We start from the raw sequence: 20159 nt of genomic DNA, 5'->3' as shown, positions 1-20159 counted from the left end.
AGCATTAATGCGGATCAAAATTTCAATTAGCGAATACCTATCGCTTGAAAAATTTACCCACTTTAATTCTGTTTAATGAGGGGAAAATTATTCATCGGATTGAAGAAATCAAAGGGAGGGATGAACTGGTACAACAGTTACATTGCATGAAAACAAATCGTTTGCCTAAATCAGCGTAATATTTGACTTAAAAATTGTTGAAGAATGTCTTCAGCATAGTTCACCTTGATGTCGCAAGGAGGCTGACGCTATACGGATGTTAGCGTTCAGAGGAATTGCGACCAATTTGTTAACACGAAGTACGATTTTTATGTTAGCATATCATTTTGGTGAGTTTTTAAGGTCGATGAAACAAGTCTTAACTCTAGTTGTCAAGCTTCAACCTACATCAAAGCAAACTCAATTGTTGGGTTATACTGCTCAGGCGTTTGCTGATGCCTGCAACTATATTAATAAGACTGTTAAACCTAATTTAACCAATAGAAACTCAATTCAAGCTGTTTGTTATCAAGACGTTAAAGAACGTTTTGGATTAACAGCCAATCATGTTGTTAGAGCTTGCGCTAGGGTCGCAGCTAATCGCTTAACTGCTAAACAAAAAGGTAGAAAAGTTAAACACTTTAAACCTACTAGCTTTGACTGTGATACTCGTACTTTTCGGTTTATTGAAACTGGTTATTTAGCTAGTATTAGTACAACAGGAAAACGAGCTAAAATTCCTATGAGAGTAAGTAATTACCATATAGGAAAGCTGTCAGGTCAAAATCCAACATCAGCGCAAGTTTGCCAACATCAAGATGGTGATTGGTATGTCCATATTCAACTTAAATCTGATGCCCCACCCCCATAGTCCCCCCTAATAGGGGGGATGCCGAAGGCAGGGGGGTTATTGGGGTAGATTTTGGTAGAAGAGACATAGCAGTTACTAGCACCAATAAATCATGGTCAGGAAAGGAGATTCAAGAGAAACGAGATACATTAACCAAAGTCAGAGCTTCTTTACAGAAAAAAGCCACCCAAGGCACAAGATCAACTAGGCGTAGAACTAGGAATATTTTGAAACAGCTATCGGGTAAAGAAAGAAGGTATCAGGCATGGATTAACCACAACATATCTAAAGCAATCATTAGCCAAGCTAAGCAAACTCAATCCTTTGTATCTATTGAAGATTTAACGGGAATTCGAGAAAGAACTAATCAAAAACCTAGAAATAAAACTGAACGAAGACGATCGAATTCATGGGCTTTCTATCAGTTAAGAACTTTTCTAGAATATAAAGGAATTAAAGAAGGGATTGAGGTAATAGCAATTAACCCAAGATATACATCGCAAACTTGTCATTGTTGTCTGCATATTGGACTAAGAAATCATAAGTTTTTTAAATGCAGTAATAAAGCTTGTGGATGGATTGGAGATGCTGATCTTAATGGGTCGTTGATGATAGCTTTAGTGGGGCGAAGTGTAAGGTCGCCTGGAGGTTCGAGTTTATTGGCTTGTCCAGTAAATTCAGGGCTACAGAAAGCCCACGCTAAGCTGTCGCTATAGCGTGGGAACCTTACAATTGAATCTTCTTGCCTAAGAGAAGAGGTAATACTTTTGACTGTCTTGAGTGCGTCTTATATTCGGCTTTGTCAGCCCAATTACGCACTCTATTTTGACTTCTAATGAGTTAAATATCACCTAACACCGAACTCACGTTAAAATGAGGTTTGAAGGTCGGCTAGGGCCGAACCTAACTGTTTCTGTGCGAGATCCGCTCACCCCTTTTTAACGATTAAGTTGTATGAATAATTTGCCTCAAACCACGCAACATCGGCTTCAGCGAATTCCTCAAATTCCCAGTGTTTGGGAAGGCGATCGCCGTTCTGTGGCGGGTCTTAGAGGTAGAATTCCCGGCAACCCAGAACAAGAAGAATGTATCATCTGGGTTGATGGTTCCCAGGGAGTGGTTAGAGCGATGGATGTTGCTCCTTCTCATGCCGGTCCTGAGGCCGTCGTCAGAACCCTGCTGCGAGCCATTGAAACCCCCCACAGTCCGGCCCAACCGGCCCGACCGCAAAAAATTGTCGTCCGGAATCGAGAATTACAATTTTTCCTGCGAGGGGCGTTACAAACCTTAGACATCTCCATTGATTATGCCCCCGACTTACCCTTAATTGATCAACTCTTTCGGAGTTTTGAAACGGTCGAAGATACTCGTCCCCCGGCTCTACCGGAGCATTATGAACCCTTACTCATGGAAACTGCTCACGAGGTAGCCCAAGCAGCCCCTTGGGATATTCTGGCTGATTACGATATCATTGCCGTTGAATTTAATCGTTGGGGAATCGATACCCTCTATTGTTGCGCCATGGGAATGTCAGGAGAAGAATATGGTCTGCTTCTCTATCGTTCCTTAGAGTCTCTCAAACAGTTTCGTCAAGCTGCTTTGCATGAACAATCGAGCCATCTCCTTGAACAAGCGTTTTTAGCGCAAGATTGTTGGTTTTTAAATTTTGAATTTACCGATGATTTAGACGAATATGACGATGATTTCGAGGAAGACGATACGGAAGGAGCCTTAACCTTACCTCGCTATGGTAGTATCCATCCCTACGAAGGAATTCGTCCTTTTCTCGATGAAGAAGAGGCCAAAATTGTTTATTATGGGATACAAGCTTTCTTACGCTTCTTTGAACGAAATAAATTATCCTTAACCGAAGAGATTATTGACAAAATTCAAAGATATCATCGGTTTACCGATATGTCAGAAAACGGTGAACCCAAGCTGATTAATTTGAAAGTTTCGACCCTTCCTGAACTGACAGCAGAATTAATAGAAGGATTAGAAATTGAAGAAGATGAGGACAATAAAGTTAGATTTCCTTTAGGAGACGATTTAATTCCCGAAAATTCTTTCCTCAGTTTAGGTATTATTCCTTGGAATACCCTAGAAAAATTACAGCATAACCCAAAAACTTATTATCCTTCCCATCATGTCATTCCTAAAGGGGAAGGAATGCCGGTGGTGGTGGTACAAACCTCTCGACCGAAAGCCAAACAAATGATTCAAACCCTCCAAGAAGCAGGAAATGTACAAGGAATTTGTTTTAATCCAGGGGAAGATCCTTGGGAAGAATTAATGTACGATTTAGGAATTTTACAAACGGGAGATCATTCTCTGTTCATTTTTGGGGAATTTATGCAAGAGGATCGAGATCATCAACAAGCTCGAAAAAAATGGGATCAACGGTGTCAACAAACTGGGGGATACTGCGGTTTGGTGGTGGCTATGGGGGTCACAGGAAGTTCTCGGGGTAATCCTACCCTAAAAGATATGTTAGCCGTCTTTGAAGCTCAATATCTCGAACCTAAAGCTCTAGCTATGGGAATCTTACAATTGATGCCTGAATCTGAATTGGATTAAGTCTACAGAAAATAGCTGTCTATTTCCCTGTTTAATCAAGTTATGAATTATCTATTAAGCCTTCAACAAGCTGTTACCTGGATCTTTAAAAAACGAGAGGAAAAACCCCCTTCTGATAAGCTAGTCTTAGCCTTAGTGGCCGCTGAAAAATTTAGTCGTCAAACTAAACCCTCTTATACCCCTCAACAGTTACAAGGAACCTGGCGACTGTGCTTTATTACCGGGACAAAACAAGCTCAAAATCAGGCCGGGGTTGTCTTGCGCTCCGGACGTTATTTGCCCCGTTGGGCGACCATTGAATTAACCTATAATCCAGAAACCACAGCTCAACCAGGAACCATCGAAAATTCCATCCAATTAGGTGCGATCAATCTAACCTTAATTGGCCCTGCTAAATTTGTATCTCCCAAAAATATTCTTGCGTTTGACTTTACTCAGATGTCCATTGCCCTCGGTAATTTTAATGTCTATCAAGGGAAAATCCGTGGGGGAAAAAAAAGCGAAAAAAAATTTTATGAAGAAAAGCTCAAAAAACAAGCCTTTTTTACTTACTTTCTCATCGAAGATAATTTAATCGCTGCACGGGGACGAGGAGGGGGTTTAGCCCTTTGGGGGAGATGATGAGCTTATCTGTCAAGCTTGTTTATCCGTAGCTATGAGAAAAGGGAGGTATGAAGCCTCCCCAATTGGTGGTAAGTCACGCAAAAAAGTCTTAGACTAACAAAATAGCAACTACTTATAAAAACTTACGTATAATCCAATATGGCCTCTTCCTATTTTCAAAGCGCACCGATTCGCATTTTTAATTCTAATGTTATTCCTACTCTAGTTTCTGTCGGTCTTCATGGGTTAGCCTTGTTTTTGCTGGTTCCTTATGTGACCAATTTACCCACCGCCGAATCAGAAGGAACAGACCAAGGACCGATCAATGTCCCCCTAATTGAATTAAACCCTAACGAACAAAGTCGCCTACCTGAGCAAAATTCAGCACTATCGAGTATGCCAGACTTCCCTAATTCTACGTTAGGGGATTTGCCCATGTTAGACTCCCCTTCTTTAGAGTCTTCTTTACCCAACAATTTCAATAACCTACCCAGTCCCCCGGCTTTACCCCCGCTGCCTCCCCTAAATTTCAACAACGATTATAGTAGAATTCCTGTTGAACTACCGCCACGACGCTCTTTTCCCAGTCCCCCTCCCATCTCCACTCGTTTACCTTCTCCTCCTTCTCCTTCCCTACAAGATCCCACCCCGAAAACCCCTCCCATTCCTGACGCAGAAATACCAGAACAAAGGGTAGACCCTCGTCAAACTATCGATTTTGGTGATCCCACTCCTGCTAAACCCAATAACCCCCTATTCCAAGGCCCTAATAACCCCGTTAATAATCCTCAAATCTCTCGTAATTCTAATAACGACCCAACCCGACAAGATGAAATTATTAGAAATCTCGTCCAAGACATCCAAGAAGGGGCTGATAATTTAACCTATAATCCTCAAGGAACCACCAAACAAGAAGCTAATCTCAAAGATGCTCAATGGCAAGCACAAACAGGAGTGACCCTAAAACCCAATCAAATGATAACGATCAAAGCAGCCTATCCAAAAGCTGCTTGTAACCTCAAATTAGAGGGAAGTCCTACTTATAATGTTTTAGTGAATGATAATGGACAACTGAGAAAACCCCCTTTTCTAACTCGTCCTTCAGGTTATGGACTTTTGGATAATCAAGGATTACAAGCGGTTAGAGCTCGCAGTTTTCCTCAATCAACCAGGGTTAAGGTTGTCTTTCAATACGATCCTAACATCTGTGGAACGGGGGTTGCTGAAGGGGAAAGAAATAATCAACCCCAAACTTCTCCGTCTCCGACACCGAAAACGCCCGCTCCTGCAACGCCTCAAAATCAAACCCCAAGCACTCCTCAAGAGCCAAAAACTCCGACTCGGACTCCTGAAAATTCTACCAATTCGACCCCCAAACCCCCAACGGAGCCTAAACCCGCCGGGACTCCTCAAACCCCTCAAAATCAAACCCCACCGGCTCCTCAAGAGCCAAAAAGTCCCTCTCCAACCCCTGAAAATCCTATTAATTCGACCCCCAAACCCCCAACGGAGCCTAAACCGGCTGAGACTCCTCAAACGCCCCAAAATCAAACCCCACCAGCTCCTCAAGAGCCAAAAAGTCCCTCTCCAACCCCTGAAAATCCTATTAATTCGACCCCCAAACCCCCAACGGAGTCTAAACCCTCTGAGACTCCTCAAACGCCCCAAAATCAAACCCCACCGGCTCCTGCAGAATCTAAAAAACCGACTCAAAGCCCGAAAACGCCATCAGAAGGGAAGAAAACCCCTAACCCTCCTGCGGATACTAAGGTAGAAGTAGAAGGCCCCGCAGCCCCACCAGTGGGGAGAAAGTAAAGGGCCGCATTTGAACAGGGTTTAGGGTGTAGGGTGTAGGGAGGCAATTGAATGGGGATTCAAACCCACACCCCACACCCAGGAGCGAAGCGACGATAAACAATGAGAAACAGGGCTTTAACTTGCATGAGTGCCTGTTTCCTCTTGCCCTACCCCCCCTGCCCTGAACCCCCCCTGCCCTGACCCCCCCCTGCCCCTACCCCCCCTGCCCCCCTTCTAAAGGGGGGTGTGGGGGGTGTGGGGGGTGTGGGGGTGATTATAGAAGGTCAACTTATATCTTGCACCTTCGATTAAATTAGCTAGTGAAGATAGGCAAGAGGCAAGAGGCAAGAGCGGTGAGACCCCGCGCCTTCGCATCTGCGCAAGGGAACGCTCACCAAGACAGGCAAAAGTATCTTATTTTAAGGCTAACTTATTCAAAATTGATTACCTTCTCATGATTATTAAGTTTTCTTGTACTGATGCAAGATGTCAGTCAAACTAACTGGACAATCGCCGTTGCCAACTTATTCGGGTCAATCGGTTTAGGAAGATGTTGTTGAAACCCTTTTGATAAAGCCTTTTGACGATCTTCGTGGCGGGTAAAAGCGGTCAAGGCGATCGCCGGAGTATTGCCTCCCTGTGCATCGGGTAAGCCTCGAATCTGCTGAAGAAGGGTATAACCATCCATATCCGGCATACTAATGTCGCAAATCAGCACATCAGGGTCAAACGTGCTTAACTTAGCTAAGACTTCAGTCCCAGAAGCAACAACGCTGGTTTCGGCACCATAAGCGGTTAACAGCATCTCTAGTAACTGGCGTGTATCCTCGCTGTCATCAACCGCCATCACTCTAATGCCCCTTAGATCAGTGCTGAGGGAACTTAGGGAAGTGGGAGAAGTCCTCACGTCCTCTTGTAGCACAGGAAGTTCTACGGTAAAGGTAGCCCCTTCTCCTTCTCCTAAGCTATGGGCCGTAATACTACCGTTGTGGCCATCTACTATATATTTAACGATGGCAAGGCCCAACCCCAAACCCCCATACTGCCGAGTGATGGAAACATCTTCTTGACGAAAGGATTGAAATAAATGGGGCAGAAAGTCTGGGCTGATACCTCTGCCAGTGTCTCTAACGGTTAGGCAAGCTTGATCACCGTTCACTTCAAGTTCTACCACTACCTGACCCCCTTCTGGGGTAAATTTAATGGCGTTTGACAACAAATTCCACACCACTTGTTCGAGTCGTCCCTCATCTCCTCTGACTTGGCAAGCATTGATCCTATCGAAGTGCAAAGCAATGGATTTTGCTTCAGCCTTGGTTCTGACCACTTCCATAGCCCCTTCAATCACTGTTACCAGATTAACTGTCGTCTCTTCTAACTTGAGTTTACCCCGTAAAATGCGAGCAATATCGAGGAGATCATCAATCAGTTGAGTTTGTAGTTTAGCGTTGCGTTCAATGGTCGAAAGCCCTTTTTGTGTTGTGACGGGATCAAATTGTTTTGTTTGCAGTAGGGTTGACCAGCCCAAAATTGGATTAAGAGGCGATCGCAACTCATGAGACAAAATAGCCAAAAATTCATCTTTGAGGCGGTTAGCCTGTTCAGCCTCTTCCCGTGCAGCCTGTTCTCGTTCTAGGAGGTGTTGACGCTCAACCAAAGCCTGTCGTTGCTCAATCAGATCGGCAGCTTGACGAGCCAGTAAATCGAGAAATCGGATCTCTCGCTCATTAGGACGATGATGTTTGCGCCAGTGAGTGGAAAACAGACCGATAAATTGACCGGATCGAGAGATCAGGGGGGTTGACTGGGCCGAAAGAAATCCCTCATCAAGGTGCATTTTCAAACAGTCATCAGGATCATCTGGGGCATCAAAATCAATAAAAGCCCGTTCACCGTTAAGCAAAGCACGACCGCAAGATGTTTGTGAACTCGCCATAACGCAATCGAAATGATCGATGATACGCTGACTAAAGCCTTCGGTTGCCAATAATTTCAACTGATTAATTTTAACATCAAAGCATTGAAAGGAACCAGCATCAGCCCGTGAAAGAGCGATCGCAACCTCGATAATTTTTTGGTAGATGATCTCAATATTTTCTTCAGAGATCAGGTAGGTACTCAGTTCTTGTAAGCGTTGAGTATCACGCAAATCGGCGGTCATGATGGCTTCTGCCTGTTTTTGCTCTGTAATCTCTAACACGGTGCCAATAAAACGAAACGGTGTGCCATTTTCATCAAAATAAACTTGTCCTTTTGCTTTGAGCCAGCGTTCAACTTGATCCTGAAAGCCAATGGTTCGATATTCTATATCGTAATTACCCCCGTTAACAGGATTGAGGGACGCTTGTACCACCTGATGCAATCGTTCACGGTCATCCGGATGTAATCCTTGAAAAAAAGTCTCAATGTTCGTTTCTGCTTCAGGAGGTAAGCCGAACATAGCTTTACAACCGGCATCCCATTTGAGCTTATTGGTGATCAGATTCCAGTCCCAAGTCCCCAGTTGAGCGGACTCAATGGCTAAACGTAATCGATCTTCACTTTCTTGTAGGGCAGTTTCAACAGCCTTGCGCTTACGATATTCTTGGGCTTCCCATAACGCTCTTTCTACACAGGGAACTAACCGTTCTAGTCGCTGCTTAAGAACATAATCAGTGGCTCCCATTTTTAGGGATTCAATGGCCAACTCTTCCCCTAAACTGGCTGAGACAAAAATAAAGGGCAAATGGGGATAACGTTCACGAGTAATGCTCAATGCTGTCAAACCATCAAATCCGGGTAGGGCATAGTCTGCTAAAACCAGAGCAAACTCTTCTGTTTCCAACGCTGCCACAAATGCAGCGCGACTATTGACCACCTCTAAATCACAATCAATGCCACCATCAGCCAGAGTAACGCTCACCACTTCAGCATCCAGGGGATTATCTTCTAACAGGAGAATCTGAAGCTTTTTCATCTTGTTGTCTCCTGTTTGGGTAAGGAAAAGTAGAACTTTGCCCCTTGATTAACAGCCCCTTGAGCCCAAACCCGTCCCCCATGTCGATGAATAATCCGTCGCACATTGGCTAACCCTACACCACTGCCAGCAAACTGTTCTTGGGAATGTAACCGTTGAAACAGGGTAAACAAGCGATCTCGGTATGTCATATCAAATCCGACTCCGTTGTCTTCAACAAAGAAAACAATCTGGTTATTATCAGTCTTACTACCGATAGTAATAATAGCTACAGCAGAATCACAAGTATACTTAACAGCATTTGATATTAAATTTTGCCAAACCAGTCGCAGCATTTGGGAATCCCCTTGAACCTCTGGTAAGGGTTCGATGTGCCACTCAATGATGCGATCGCCGATGTCCGGTTGTAGTTGCGATCGCACGTCCTCCACCAACTGGTCCATGGAGACTGGGAGCCAAACCAGTTCACTTTTGCCCCTACGGGAAAATTCCAGCAGGTGATCAATCATCTGCTGGGCGTGACTGGCCGCTTCGTCGATGATGTTAAGATAGCGCAGGGTACTAGCATCGGTATTCCCCTCCAGTTTTTGGTGCAACTGTTCCACAAAACTACTGATGTAGCGCAGAGGGGTTTGTAAGTCGTGGGATACCGAGTAAGAAAACGCCTCTAATTCTTCATTAATTGCTTCGAGTTGAGCCGTCCGTGTCTTTACCTTAGCCTCTAAGGTTTCGTTCCATGCTTGAACTTGTCGCATTTGAGTCAGTTTCACATGAGCCTCCACTCGCGCCAATAACTGCCGTGCTGAGAAAGGTTTGACTAGATAGTCATCGGCCCCTGCTTCTAATCCTTCAATCTGGGATTCTTCCTCGGTTCGTGCCGAGATCATAATAATGGGTATTTGTCGCGTTTCAGGATTATTGCGTAGCGATCGCAACAGTTCAAAACCATCTAACCTGGGCATCATGATATCTGTCAGTACGAGATCGTACATAGCACCGTTATCGTTACGATCTGAAACATGACGAATCAAGGTCAAAGCTTCTACCCCGTCATTGGCCGTTTCTACCTCGTAGTAGGGATCTAGCAGTGTTTTGAGATAGTCACGCATATCTGCATTGTCTTCGACTAAGAGAATTTTAGCCTTTGGCTCATCAGTCTGAGCTTCTTCTAGGGTTAAATTTCTCTCTGGTAGCCAACTTTGAGCTTCTTCCACAAACGCATTAGCCTGTGTTGTTGGGCTTGGGATAGAGGGTTCGTCTAAATTTTGCTCAGAAAGGTGCGCTCGCTCATGGATGGGTAAAGTTACTGTAAAGGTTGTTCCCTGTCCTACTTGACTCCTCACCTCAACCGTACCGTCATGGAGTTTCACTAATTCTTGTACCAGGCATAAACCAATGCCTGAGCCTTCATAACTCCGTCCTTGATGGTTCTGACTCTGATAAAATCGCTCAAAAATGTGAGGAAGTTCTTCAGGGGAGATACCGATGCCGGTGTCTTGAACTTCAAGAATGGCAAATTTAGGCATTTCAGGGGTAGCCTGACCATTTTCTCCTTCCCCTCGCAAACTCACCCGAATTTTCCCCGCAAAGGTAAATTTAAAGGCATTGGAGAGTAGATTGAAAACAATTTTTTCCCACATTTCTCGGTCTACCCAAACCAAGTCTGACAAAGGGGGACAATCAACGATGAACCGTAACCCAGCACTTTCAACGGTTGAACGAAAGACACTGGCCAAATCAGCCGTATAAACAGCTAAATCCGTCGGTTTATAGTTTCCTTCCATTCTTTGGGCTTCCACACGGGAAAAGTCCAGCAGGGTATTGACCAATTTTAGTAACCGTAAGGCGTTGCGATGGGCTAGTTGTAGTTGTTCTTTGATAGTTTCTGACTTTTCTTGGCTTTCTAACTGAGTAATGGCATTTTCTATGGGACTTAAGAACAAAGTCAGGGGGGTACGAAATTCATGGGAAACATTATTGAAAAATAGGGTTTTAGTACGATTTAGCTCCGCTAGAGATTCGGCGCGTTGTTGTTCTTTTTCACGGGCAGCCTGTTCTCGAATCAGACGAATTTGATTAGCTTCAGCTTGTTTGCGATCGTTGATGTTACGAAAAACGATCATCACTTGTCGATTCTGTGGATTACCATAGGGCAAAACATCGACTTCAAACCAAGTCTTGAGATAGTTCTGGTACATCTCAAAGTGAACCAGTTTGTTTGTGATAAGAGCCTGGTGATATTGCTCAAACCAACCTGACTCAATGGAGGGAATGACTTCTTTAAGGGTTTGGCCTTGGGGTTGGCGCAATCCAGTTTGGGCTTCAAAGGAGGGACTGACTTCTAAAAAGCGACAATCATTAGGTCTATTGTCATTGTCGTACAATAGTTCGAGCAATGCGAAACCATCGTTAATGGCTTCAAACAGCGATCGATATTTTTCTTCCGATACACGCAGGGCTTCTATGGCTTGTCGTTGTTCAATCAAATCGGCAGCCTGTCGCGTTAGTAAGTCAAGACATCGCAGTTGGCGATCGCTAGGGCGATGGTGTTCACGCCAGTGGGTTGACACCATACCAATGGCTTGCCCTGATCGGGTAATTAGTGGGGTGGACTGTGCGGAAAGTAAGCCGGCCTCCCGGTGCAGTGCCATCGAGCCGTCAGGGTCTTCTCTAGGGGGTAGATCGAAATCCACGAAAGTGCGATCGCCTTTTGCCAGGGCGATGCCACAAGGCGTACTTGAACTGGCATTGACCCGATAGAAGTGATCGATCATGGGTTGCTCAAACCCCTGAGTCGCCAGCAGCAACAAATCCTGAGTCTCCTCATCGAGAATTTGCACGGTGCCAGCATCCGCTCGCGTCAGGGCGATGGCGGCCGCCATAATTTCCTGATATAGCGTCTGAATGTCCCCTTCGGTAATCAGTCGGGTCGCCAGGTCGTGGAGCAGTTGCATATCTTGCAGGTCTTCGGCGATCGTTGTTTCAGCCTGTTTGCGTTCCGTGATGTCATAGGAAACCACCAGGACGGCATAGACTTGGCCATTGTCGTCGTACATCGGCGTACCACGGGAGTTATACCAGCGATCGTGGGAATAATGCTCATACTCGAAGGTTTCCCCTGCTAGAGCTTTTCGGTATATTGGCTCATAACTGGCCGCCAGTTCAGGGGGTAGTACGTCAAAAATCGTCTGTCCGATAAAATCTTCGGGTTTAAAGTTGGCGATCTCCAAGGCTTCTCCTGCTGCTAATAAGTAGCGCAGTTCTTGATCCACCAGAAATACTGCTCCACCGGGCAGATTGACAATTAAAGCCTGGGATCTTGCTTCGGCCAGCTTGCGCTCGGACGCTTCTGCTGCCAGCCGAGCCTTATTTGCCTGTAATACCTGGGTATGTTGCTGATACTGCAATAGAGCTACTGCTGTAAAATCGGCTAATCCGCTCATCAACCGTACATCTTCGGGGTCAAACTGTCGGCTCTCGTCGTGAGTGATAATCCAAATGGTGCCGAGGGCTTGCCTCTCCGCAATTAAGGGTAACACCAACGCTTCTACAATGGGGGTGTTGGCTTCTTGAAAATAGGTAAAATACCGCTCAGGATGGGAAAATAACACTGGACTTCCCTGCTCCAGACAGACTCCACAGGGGCTATTGTTACGTGGCGTGCCACCTCCTATGTGGGATGCTAGTATTCCGGCCATGGCAACCCAACGAAAAACCGCTTTCCCTTCGGGCTGTGTTTCTATGAGGCTAACGCCAGCCGTTCCTGCCTTGCATAGCTCAACGGCCATTTTTACTAAGCTTTGCAGCATCTTCTCCGGTTTATGGACTAATTGTCGAGCCAGCGATCGCAACGCCTCATTTTCGGCCTGCCAATTGGGCTGACGAGGCGATCGTAAAGATAGCTCTTCGGTTATTAAAATATCGTCTAATGAAATTGACACGGAGTTGTCTGATAGCGGTTTCCAATGGGGTGTATCAATATTTTACTAATATCTTGCGGCTTATATCTCCCCACACCCCCCACACCCCCCACACCCCCCTTTATAAGGGGGGCAGGGGGGGTTAGGGGCAGGGGGGGTTAGGGGCAGGGGGGGTTAGGGGCAGGGGGGGTTAGGGGCAGGGGGGGTTAGGGGCAGGGGGGTAGGGAAGGTGCAAGAGGCAAAAGGCACTCATGCAAGTTAAAGCCCTATTTTCCTTTGTTTATACAGTCTCCCTACTCCGGCGCTCCCTGCTCCCCTTACTCCCTACTCCCTTGAAGAGGTTGGCTGTTCTCTAGCCGGTAAGGCGATAAAGTTATTTTGTTTTAAAATGTCCAATAAATTAACGTCTGTTTCTAATAAACAAGCATGACCACTTTCGGGTAAAATAGCCAAGCGACTATTGGGAAAATAATTAACTAATTCTTTTCCTTCATCGACGGACGGTAATAATTTATCTTCTTGACTGGCTAATACTAATATGGGTTTTTCAAACCGTCTCACTTTTTTTTCGTTAATTTCAAAATCTCGTAATAATGAAAGTCGCCAACTGACCACTTCTTGAGGAAGGGATTGCATGGCATTATATAAAGCTCGACTGTCTCGATTGGTAATGCGATTTAATGCCCCTAAAAAGGATAAAAGAACTAAGGCCGAGCCTTTATAGACAAAGTTAGGAATCCATTGATTGAGTTCCACTCCTAACCTGAGAAAAGCTCGTTTATTAAAAGAAGAGGCTGGATTAACCAAAATGACTTTTTCCATTAATTCTGGGGCGGCTAAAGCGACTTGAATCGCTAAACAACCGCCGAAGGATTCCCCACATAAATAAACCGAAGCATGAGGGTGAGACTCTAATTCTTTTCTAATTAAAGTAACCGTATTCTTAACCAAAGTTTGCCAATCACTTTGATCATTAGAGGGAATGGATAAACAGCGAATGGAAAAAAAATCTTTTAGTGTTTCTCCTTGTCGATGAAATAATTGTCCGGTTCCATCCATACCAGGAAAATAAATGAATAACGGGGCAATGGGTTGAGAAGAAAACGGAGACAGTAACCTCATATTGTTTAATTAATCGGAGAAAGAACCGGTTGTTCATAAAGACGATCTTCGGTGACGATCGCTCCTTGATTATCTACCCATACTAAAGAAATATGAGTCACTTTCCCATTATCTAAGGAAACTAAGGAAAAATTCCGTAATTTTTGGCCATTTTCTTCAATAATCCGAGGGACACAAGCTGCATTTAAGTAAACGGTTCCTTGTTCATTGGTTGCCAGTCGGGTGCGGAGTTGGGAACGGGTGTGACGCAGACGGTGGTGCATATGACCAAAGGTAACTAAGGGGATCTTTTTCCCTAAATCATAGGTCTGTGCGATCGCTTGGGCAAAGTCGGGATCACCGTGATCGCCCCCTAGGGGTTGCCAATCTTTTCCGCAGATGGCTTCGGGATGTTTGCCTAAACCGGTGGGACCATTATGACCTAAGAAAATAATATTATCTTCGCTGGTTTCTTGAACAGCGGCCATGATTTTTTCGGTGGATTCTGTAAAATTGGAGACTTGATAGCGATCGCGTAAAAAGTCTTTATTTTTCCACTCTGGACCCCCCCAACTATAGGGACGACTGCCCACAACAGAAAGATTAAATTGAGGAAAATCTAATTTATGGTAACCGACATGAATCTCACCCAATATATCTAATTGTTGTTGTAACCAATCTTCTTTATGGCGATCATAAGGGCATTTTTTCCGTCCCCAAGCAGAGGCGGTATACCAAGCGTCATGATTGCCCATAATCACTGCTTTGGGGGCGGATACCTCACTAATTTTACGCACCACGGGAACGGATTCGTTACCAAAGTCTCCCACAAATAAAATCAGATCAATATTTAACTGTTCTAATGCATCATTATCGGCCGTTTCCCATTGGTCATGAACGTCTCCCACAACAGCAATGGTGATGGCTTGTTTTTGATCAATCGTCATACTACATTTCTTAAAACTATTTTTGTCTCATCTTATAGGATAAACGGATTTGAACGGGCTTAAAAGTTCTCTCCTTCGGATCGAGGGTTAACTGATCCGGGTGGGTTCAAGAATAAGTTACCGGCTGCATCGTTAGGATAGATACAATCAATGGTGGGCTTACTCTCTAAAGAACCAACAAAACCAAAGGTATTCATGCGATTTCGGCAATCTCTGGCTTGTTCTGAGGTGATCAGTCGTTTTTGTTCTAGTAAATTCATATTAGAACGACGTAGAACACATCCGGGTTGCATTTGCGGTTGAGTGACAAAGACACTAAAGGGATTTAAGGTCAGAAAAATCCGCATATCGGCAACAATGGCGCTGGCCCCATATTGAACGCACAGTTCTGCATTGGGCGCACTTTTATCAATAACTTCCCGTGATGCGACATTTTTAGGGTCAAAACTGGCATTAGAACTCACGCCGATACCAACTCCAATCCCTAAGACAAAAATGCCTCCAAATAGGGCAATGGTTCCATAGTTAATGTTGGATTTGGGGGAAGGGGGAGGGGAAGGGGAAGGGTTTGAACGGCGATCGGAATAACGAGGAGGTGGTCTACGGGCCATAAAATTTTATCTAGTTCGTTATTCTTCTAGTTTACTTTTTTTTTGCAAGATTAAGGGGGACAGAATTTAGAATTTAGAATTTAGAATTTAGAATTTAGAAAAAATAATTTTAATTTTATTCATTTTGTTGCTAATTAATTATTGACAGTTTGCTGGGAGTTATTTTATAAATATGGCAAAAAAAGATATACAACAAAGGACTCTAAACTTTAGTATAAGAATCGTTAAGCTTTGTAAGTTCTTAAGAGAAAACGGTGGAACAGGATATGATTTGAGTAAACAGTTAATTCGTTCTGGAACAAGTATTGGTGCTAATGTCGAAGAAGCACAGAATGCAGAAAGTAAAGCTGATTTTATTCATAAAATGAGTATTTCTCTCAAGGAAGCTAGAGAAACAAGTTATTGGTTAAAAATCTTAATCGCCACTGAAAAAAACCTAGAACCCAGATTAGTGTCTTTACTTAACGAATCTAATGAATTAATTTCCATTCTTCATGCAATCATCAAAAACACCAAAGCAAAAAACTAATTCTTCATTCTAAATTCTAAATTCTTCATTCTAAAATTCTTCATTCTAAATTCAATAACGAACAAGGGGCGAATTAGTAGGAAAGGGTATTGTTTCCCACTATCGCCCCGACTTTTATTAATTTCATGACACTATTTCATTCAATTATGGTTTTTCGCCACCGACACCGATACCAGTGTTAAAGATTTGTGCGTTGGTAATGTCTAGGTTTTCCATGGATGCGCCGGTTACGTCTGCATCATAAATGATGGCAGAGGCTAAGTTAACATTATCTAAATTGGTATCATTAAGACTAGCATTCGTTAACATAGCACCCATCAGGTTTGCTCCTTCTAGGTTTGCTCCTGTGAGATCAGCCCCTTCTAGGTTAGCTTCAATAAGAGTTGCTCCTTCTAGGTTAGCATCTCTAAGATCAGAGCCAATCAAATGAGCATATCTTAAGTCTTCATTACTCAAATCACACCCTTGACACATTCCGGTTTCTAATAATTGTTGAACGTGGGCCGGGTTTCCTGCCATTACGGGACTAGCTAATAAAATCGGGGTAGCTAATAAGACAGCGTTTAATATATTCCTTTTCATATTTGATACTCCTCGCATCTCTTTTATACTTCTAATGTAATAAATCTTCATAACAATCCCATCCCCCGATCGGGTTATTTTTTTTGTTCCCGTTTTCCTACAATTTAATTCTACAATTGGATTCAAAAGGGGTATCAAAAGAAAATATTATGTTTAGTTTTAGTAGTGTTTTTGCAGAAATCGCCTGTATTATGGCCATTGCAACGGCTGTGGGAGGATTAGCCTTATGGTTGCGTCAACCTTTAATTATGGCGTTTATTATTGTTGGTATTCTCATTGGTCCGGCGGGGTTACAGATAGTTTCGGCTAATGAAGAAGTGGAATTATTGGCTGAATTGGGGATTGCTTTATTGTTATTTGTGGTGGGTTTAAAACTTGATCCCCATGAAATTCAATCCGTTGGTCCGGTGGCTATTGTTGCCGGCATGGGTCAAATTATAATCACGGGAATGTTAGGTGATGTGATTGCTAGTTTTTTGGGGTTTGATCTTATTTCTGCTTTTTATATTGGCTTATCTTTAACTTTTTCGAGTACCATTATTGTCGTTAAATTATTATCAGATAGACAAGAAATTGACGCTTTACATGGCCGCATTGCCTTGGGGGTTCTCATTGTTCAAGATTTAGTGGTTGTTGTCGCTATGATTTTGTTAACAGCATTTAGTGAGGATTCACAACAGTCTTTAGGACAAGAGGTTATTTCAGTTATCTTAAAAGGGGGAATCTTTTTAGTATTCATTGCTTTTTTAACTCGCTATGTTTTACCTAAATTACTTCATGTTTTAGCGAATTCGACGGAGTTGTTATTAATTTTTGCCATTTCTTGGGCGATCGCTTTAGCAGCCGTGGGAGATGGGTTAGGGTTTAGTAAAGAAGTGGGGGCTTTTGTGGCCGGGGTGTCTTTAGCATCAACAACTTATCGAGCTACTATTGGAGCCAGATTAGTTAGTTTACGAGACTTTTTATTACTGTTTTTCTTCATTGATTTAGGCATACATATTAATGTTAGTTATTTAGGAAAAGAATTTTTTTCTGCTCTAATTTTGTCGGCGTTTGTTTTATTGGGTAAACCTCTAATGATTATGGTGTTAATGAGTCTCATGGGTTATCAAAAATATACTAGCACCATTACCAGTTTATCTCTGAGTCAAATTAGTGAATTTTCTTTAATTATTGCGACATTAGGACTAGAATTAGGTCATATTGATGAGAATGTTTTAGGCTTAATTACGTTAGTTGGACTCATTACTATGGGGGTGTCTACTTATATGATTATTGACTCTCATGCTATTTATGAAAAATTATTACCGGTTGTTTCTCATTTGAATAAATTAATCCCCCATGCTCATCAAAAATTAGGGGATTTAAATGCAGTTAAGGTGGATAATGTTGATATTATTTTATTTGGTTTAGGACGGTATGGCGGTAGTTTAATTAGGGCTTTACAAGGTTCGGGTTTACAGGTTTTAGGGGTGGATTTTAACCCAGAATTAGTGAGAGCATGGCGCCATCAAGGGGTATTAGCTTTTTATGGGGATGCAGAGGACCCAGAATTTGCAGCAACCCTCCCTTTAAATAAGGCAAAATGGGTCATTAGTACCTTACCGGGACAACGTATCGGACTAACTTTATTACATACGTTAGAATATCAAAAATTTCAAGGTAAAATTGCTGTCACCAGTCACACGGAAAGGGAAATGGAAATTCTCAAAAATGCCGGTTCGGATCTCGTTTTATTACCGTTTAGAGATGCAGCCCATGAAGCTGCTAGACTATTAGTATCTGATCTGAATTAATGTTTAATTTATCTATAGTATGATTTTTCATCTGACAACTGCAGAAACTTGGGAAAAAGCCCAACTCAACCATGAATATAAATGTGATTCTTTAGAAAAAGAAGGTTTTATTCATTGTTCAAAGCGATCTCAAATTATCACCATTGCTAATACTTTTTATGCTGATTATGAGCAATTAATTATCCTAGAAATTGATCCCGATAAATTATTAGCAACCCTAAAATGGGAAGATCCTGTACACCCCAATCCTAATCTTGACCATCGGATTGATGATCGGGAAAAATTCCCTCATATTTATGGAGCTATTAATCTAGATGCTGTTGAAAAAATAATCTATTTGTGTAAAAATAATCAAGGTTTTTTTTGAAGATATCTTTTAAAGGTTAAATCAAATTAGATTGATCTAAAACATTATGGAGCATTTCATATCTTTATTGGGATTAATTGTTTTTATGGGATTCGCTTATGTGATATCTTACGAACGGTTAGCTATTCCTTGGACTACGGTTGCTTGGGGATTTGGTTTGCAGTTTATTCTTGCACTTTTCATCTTAAAAACTCCCATTGGGTTAGGGATTTTTGAATGGTTAGGTAATACAGTGAAAACCTTTTTAGATTATTCGGATGTAGGAGCAAAATTTGTATTCGGGGATAATTTTGAAGAGCATTTTATTGCTTTTAAAGTCTTACCAACGATTATCTTTTTCGCCTCATTTATTGCTATCCTTTACCATTACGGAATTTTACCCCGTCTGGTTAGTCTGATCAGCTGGATAATGATACGTACCATGAAAACATCGGGGCCTGAAACCTTAAGTTGTGCCTCTAATATTTTTGTGGGTTGTACTGAAGCCCCGTTAATGATTAAACCTTATATAAAATCCCTAACTTTATCGGAATTACACGCTATCATGACCGGGGGATTTGCCACCATTGCTGGCGGTGTCATGGCTGCTTATATTGCGATGGGAATCTCTCCAACCCATTTAATTTCTGCCTCTGTGATGTCTGCCCCGGCGGCTTTAGCTATCTCTAAAATTATGTATCCCGAAACGGATAAAGTGGACACCAAGGATGCAATTGATATTAAGCTCAAAAGTCCCTATACCAATGCTATTGATGCAGCGACTAATGGCGCATTAGAAGGCTTAAAATTAGCGTTAAATGTGGGAGCGATGTTAATTGCTATTTTAGGATTAGTGGCTTTAATTAATGGGATTTTAGGGGCTATTGGTCAACCGTTAGGACTGTCTAATCTTTCCTTAGAACTCATTTTTTCTTACGTACTCGCACCGGTAGCCTGGTTAATGGGAATCCCGTGGGAAGATTGCTTACAAGTCGGAATTTTGTTAGGCAAAAAAACAATTTTAAATGAATTTATCGCTTATCTTGATCTTCAAACTTTAATTAAGAATCAAACCATTTCCCCACGGAGTCAAATTATTGCCACCTATGCATTATGCGGCTTTTCTAATTTAGGAACCATTGGCATTCAAATCGGAGGAATTAGTGCCATTGCACCTAACCGTCAATCGGACTTGGCTAAACTGGGGATAAGAGCTATGATAGCCGGATCACTAGCTTGTTTTATGACGGCTTGTATTGCCGGACTGTTGTTGTAATATCTTGCACCTTCGCTTAAACTAGCTAGTTTAGGGAGGCAACAGGCAACAGGCAACAGGCAACAGGTTTTATTTTGACGGTAAATGCTTAAGAATTTATCTTCTTTCCTTGCTTATTGAGTTTTCCTGTACTGGTGCAAGATGTGAATTAAAAAGATTGCTTTCTTAACCCAGATTTACCTCCTACAGTGTACCAATATTCCCAGTGTCCTCCACTGGCCCTAGACCAGTCTTTTAAATCAAAATGACCACTTCCGTCTGGTGTTCCTGAAATTCGATAGCTTTTCAC

At 42.8% G+C, this 20159-nt stretch carries 15 protein-coding genes; 9 read left to right on the top strand and 6 right to left on the bottom strand.

The window, feature by feature from the left end:
• Positions 1–310 precede the first annotated feature (310 nt).
• From C4E06_RS28955 to C4E06_RS20485, 5 genes are all read left to right on the top strand, one after another.
• Positions 311–850 carry a hypothetical protein gene (locus tag C4E06_RS28955; protein ID WP_232826319.1) on the top strand — a complete coding sequence of 180 codons (540 nt, stop codon included), beginning with the start codon at positions 311–313 and terminating at the stop codon, positions 848–850.
• Positions 847–1545, top strand: coding sequence for a transposase (locus tag C4E06_RS28950; protein ID WP_339376973.1), 699 nt, complete (start codon positions 847–849; stop codon positions 1543–1545). The genes C4E06_RS28955 and C4E06_RS28950 overlap by 4 nt, the downstream gene beginning before the upstream one ends.
• Before the next feature lie 238 nt (positions 1546–1783).
• The gene (locus C4E06_RS20495; RefSeq protein WP_107670276.1) at positions 1784–3406 is read left to right on the top strand and encodes a hypothetical protein; all 1623 of its coding nucleotides are present in this window, start codon (positions 1784–1786) and stop codon (positions 3404–3406) included.
• 42 nt (positions 3407–3448) lie between these two features.
• Positions 3449–4027 (top strand): hypothetical protein, encoded by a 579-nt coding sequence (locus C4E06_RS20490; protein WP_107670274.1) that lies wholly within the window; start codon positions 3449–3451, stop codon positions 4025–4027.
• Between the two features lie 141 nt (positions 4028–4168).
• Positions 4169–5824, top strand: a complete 1656-nt coding sequence (locus tag C4E06_RS20485; protein ID WP_107670266.1) for an energy transducer TonB — start codon at positions 4169–4171, stop codon at positions 5822–5824.
• Positions 5825–6299: 475 nt separating this feature from the next.
• On the opposite strand, the gene C4E06_RS20480 is transcribed toward C4E06_RS20485, so the two are convergent.
• The 5 genes from C4E06_RS20480 to C4E06_RS20460 form a co-directional block, all read right to left on the bottom strand.
• Positions 6300–8762 carry a response regulator gene (locus tag C4E06_RS20480; protein ID WP_107670264.1) on the bottom strand — a complete coding sequence of 821 codons (2463 nt, stop codon included), beginning with the start codon at positions 8760–8762 and terminating at the stop codon, positions 6300–6302.
• A complete protein-coding gene (locus C4E06_RS20475; protein WP_107670262.1) occupies positions 8759–12703 on the bottom strand; it encodes an ATP-binding protein in 3945 nt (1314 codons plus the stop codon). The genes C4E06_RS20480 and C4E06_RS20475 overlap by 4 nt, the downstream gene beginning before the upstream one ends.
• 303 nt (positions 12704–13006) lie before the next feature.
• A complete protein-coding gene (locus C4E06_RS20470) occupies positions 13007–13804 on the bottom strand; it encodes an alpha/beta fold hydrolase (protein ID WP_107670260.1) in 798 nt (265 codons plus the stop codon).
• A 5-nt stretch (positions 13805–13809) separates the two neighbouring features.
• Positions 13810–14730 (bottom strand): TIGR04168 family protein, encoded by a 921-nt coding sequence (locus tag C4E06_RS20465; protein WP_107670258.1) that lies wholly within the window; start codon positions 14728–14730, stop codon positions 13810–13812.
• Positions 14731–14789: 59 nt separating this feature from the next.
• Positions 14790–15341, bottom strand: coding sequence for a DUF3172 domain-containing protein (locus tag C4E06_RS20460; RefSeq protein ID WP_107670256.1), 552 nt, complete (start codon positions 15339–15341; stop codon positions 14790–14792).
• Between the two features lie 172 nt (positions 15342–15513).
• On the opposite strand from C4E06_RS20460, the gene C4E06_RS20455 reads away from it, so the two are divergent.
• Positions 15514–15870: a four helix bundle protein gene (locus C4E06_RS20455; RefSeq protein ID WP_107670254.1), complete on the top strand. Its 357-nt coding sequence runs from the start codon at positions 15514–15516 to the stop codon at positions 15868–15870.
• 144 nt (positions 15871–16014) lie between these two features.
• On the opposite strand, the gene C4E06_RS20450 is transcribed toward C4E06_RS20455, so the two are convergent.
• The gene (locus tag C4E06_RS20450; protein ID WP_198648885.1) at positions 16015–16452 is read right to left on the bottom strand and encodes a pentapeptide repeat-containing protein; all 438 of its coding nucleotides are present in this window, start codon (positions 16450–16452) and stop codon (positions 16015–16017) included.
• Between the two features lie 149 nt (positions 16453–16601).
• Between C4E06_RS20450 and C4E06_RS20445 the strand changes: the two genes are divergently transcribed.
• The 3 genes from C4E06_RS20445 to C4E06_RS20435 are packed head-to-tail and all read left to right on the top strand — an operon-like array spanning position 16602 to position 19870.
• Entirely contained in the window at positions 16602–18248 is a 1647-nt protein-coding gene (locus C4E06_RS20445; RefSeq protein ID WP_107670250.1) for a cation:proton antiporter, read from the top strand.
• A gap of 19 nt (positions 18249–18267) precedes the next feature.
• Positions 18268–18615 (top strand): DUF952 domain-containing protein, encoded by a 348-nt coding sequence (locus tag C4E06_RS20440; protein ID WP_107670244.1) that lies wholly within the window; start codon positions 18268–18270, stop codon positions 18613–18615.
• A 46-nt stretch (positions 18616–18661) separates the two neighbouring features.
• Entirely contained in the window at positions 18662–19870 is a 1209-nt protein-coding gene (locus tag C4E06_RS20435; protein WP_107670242.1) for a NupC/NupG family nucleoside CNT transporter, read from the top strand.
• The last annotated feature ends 289 nt before the right edge of the window (positions 19871–20159 follow it).

The organism is Cyanothece sp. BG0011 (assembly GCF_003013815.1).
GTDB lineage: Bacteria > Cyanobacteriota > Cyanobacteriia > Cyanobacteriales > Microcystaceae > Crocosphaera.
Note: the sequence above shows the minus strand (reverse complement) of the source record. Positions and strands in the feature narration are given on the sequence as shown.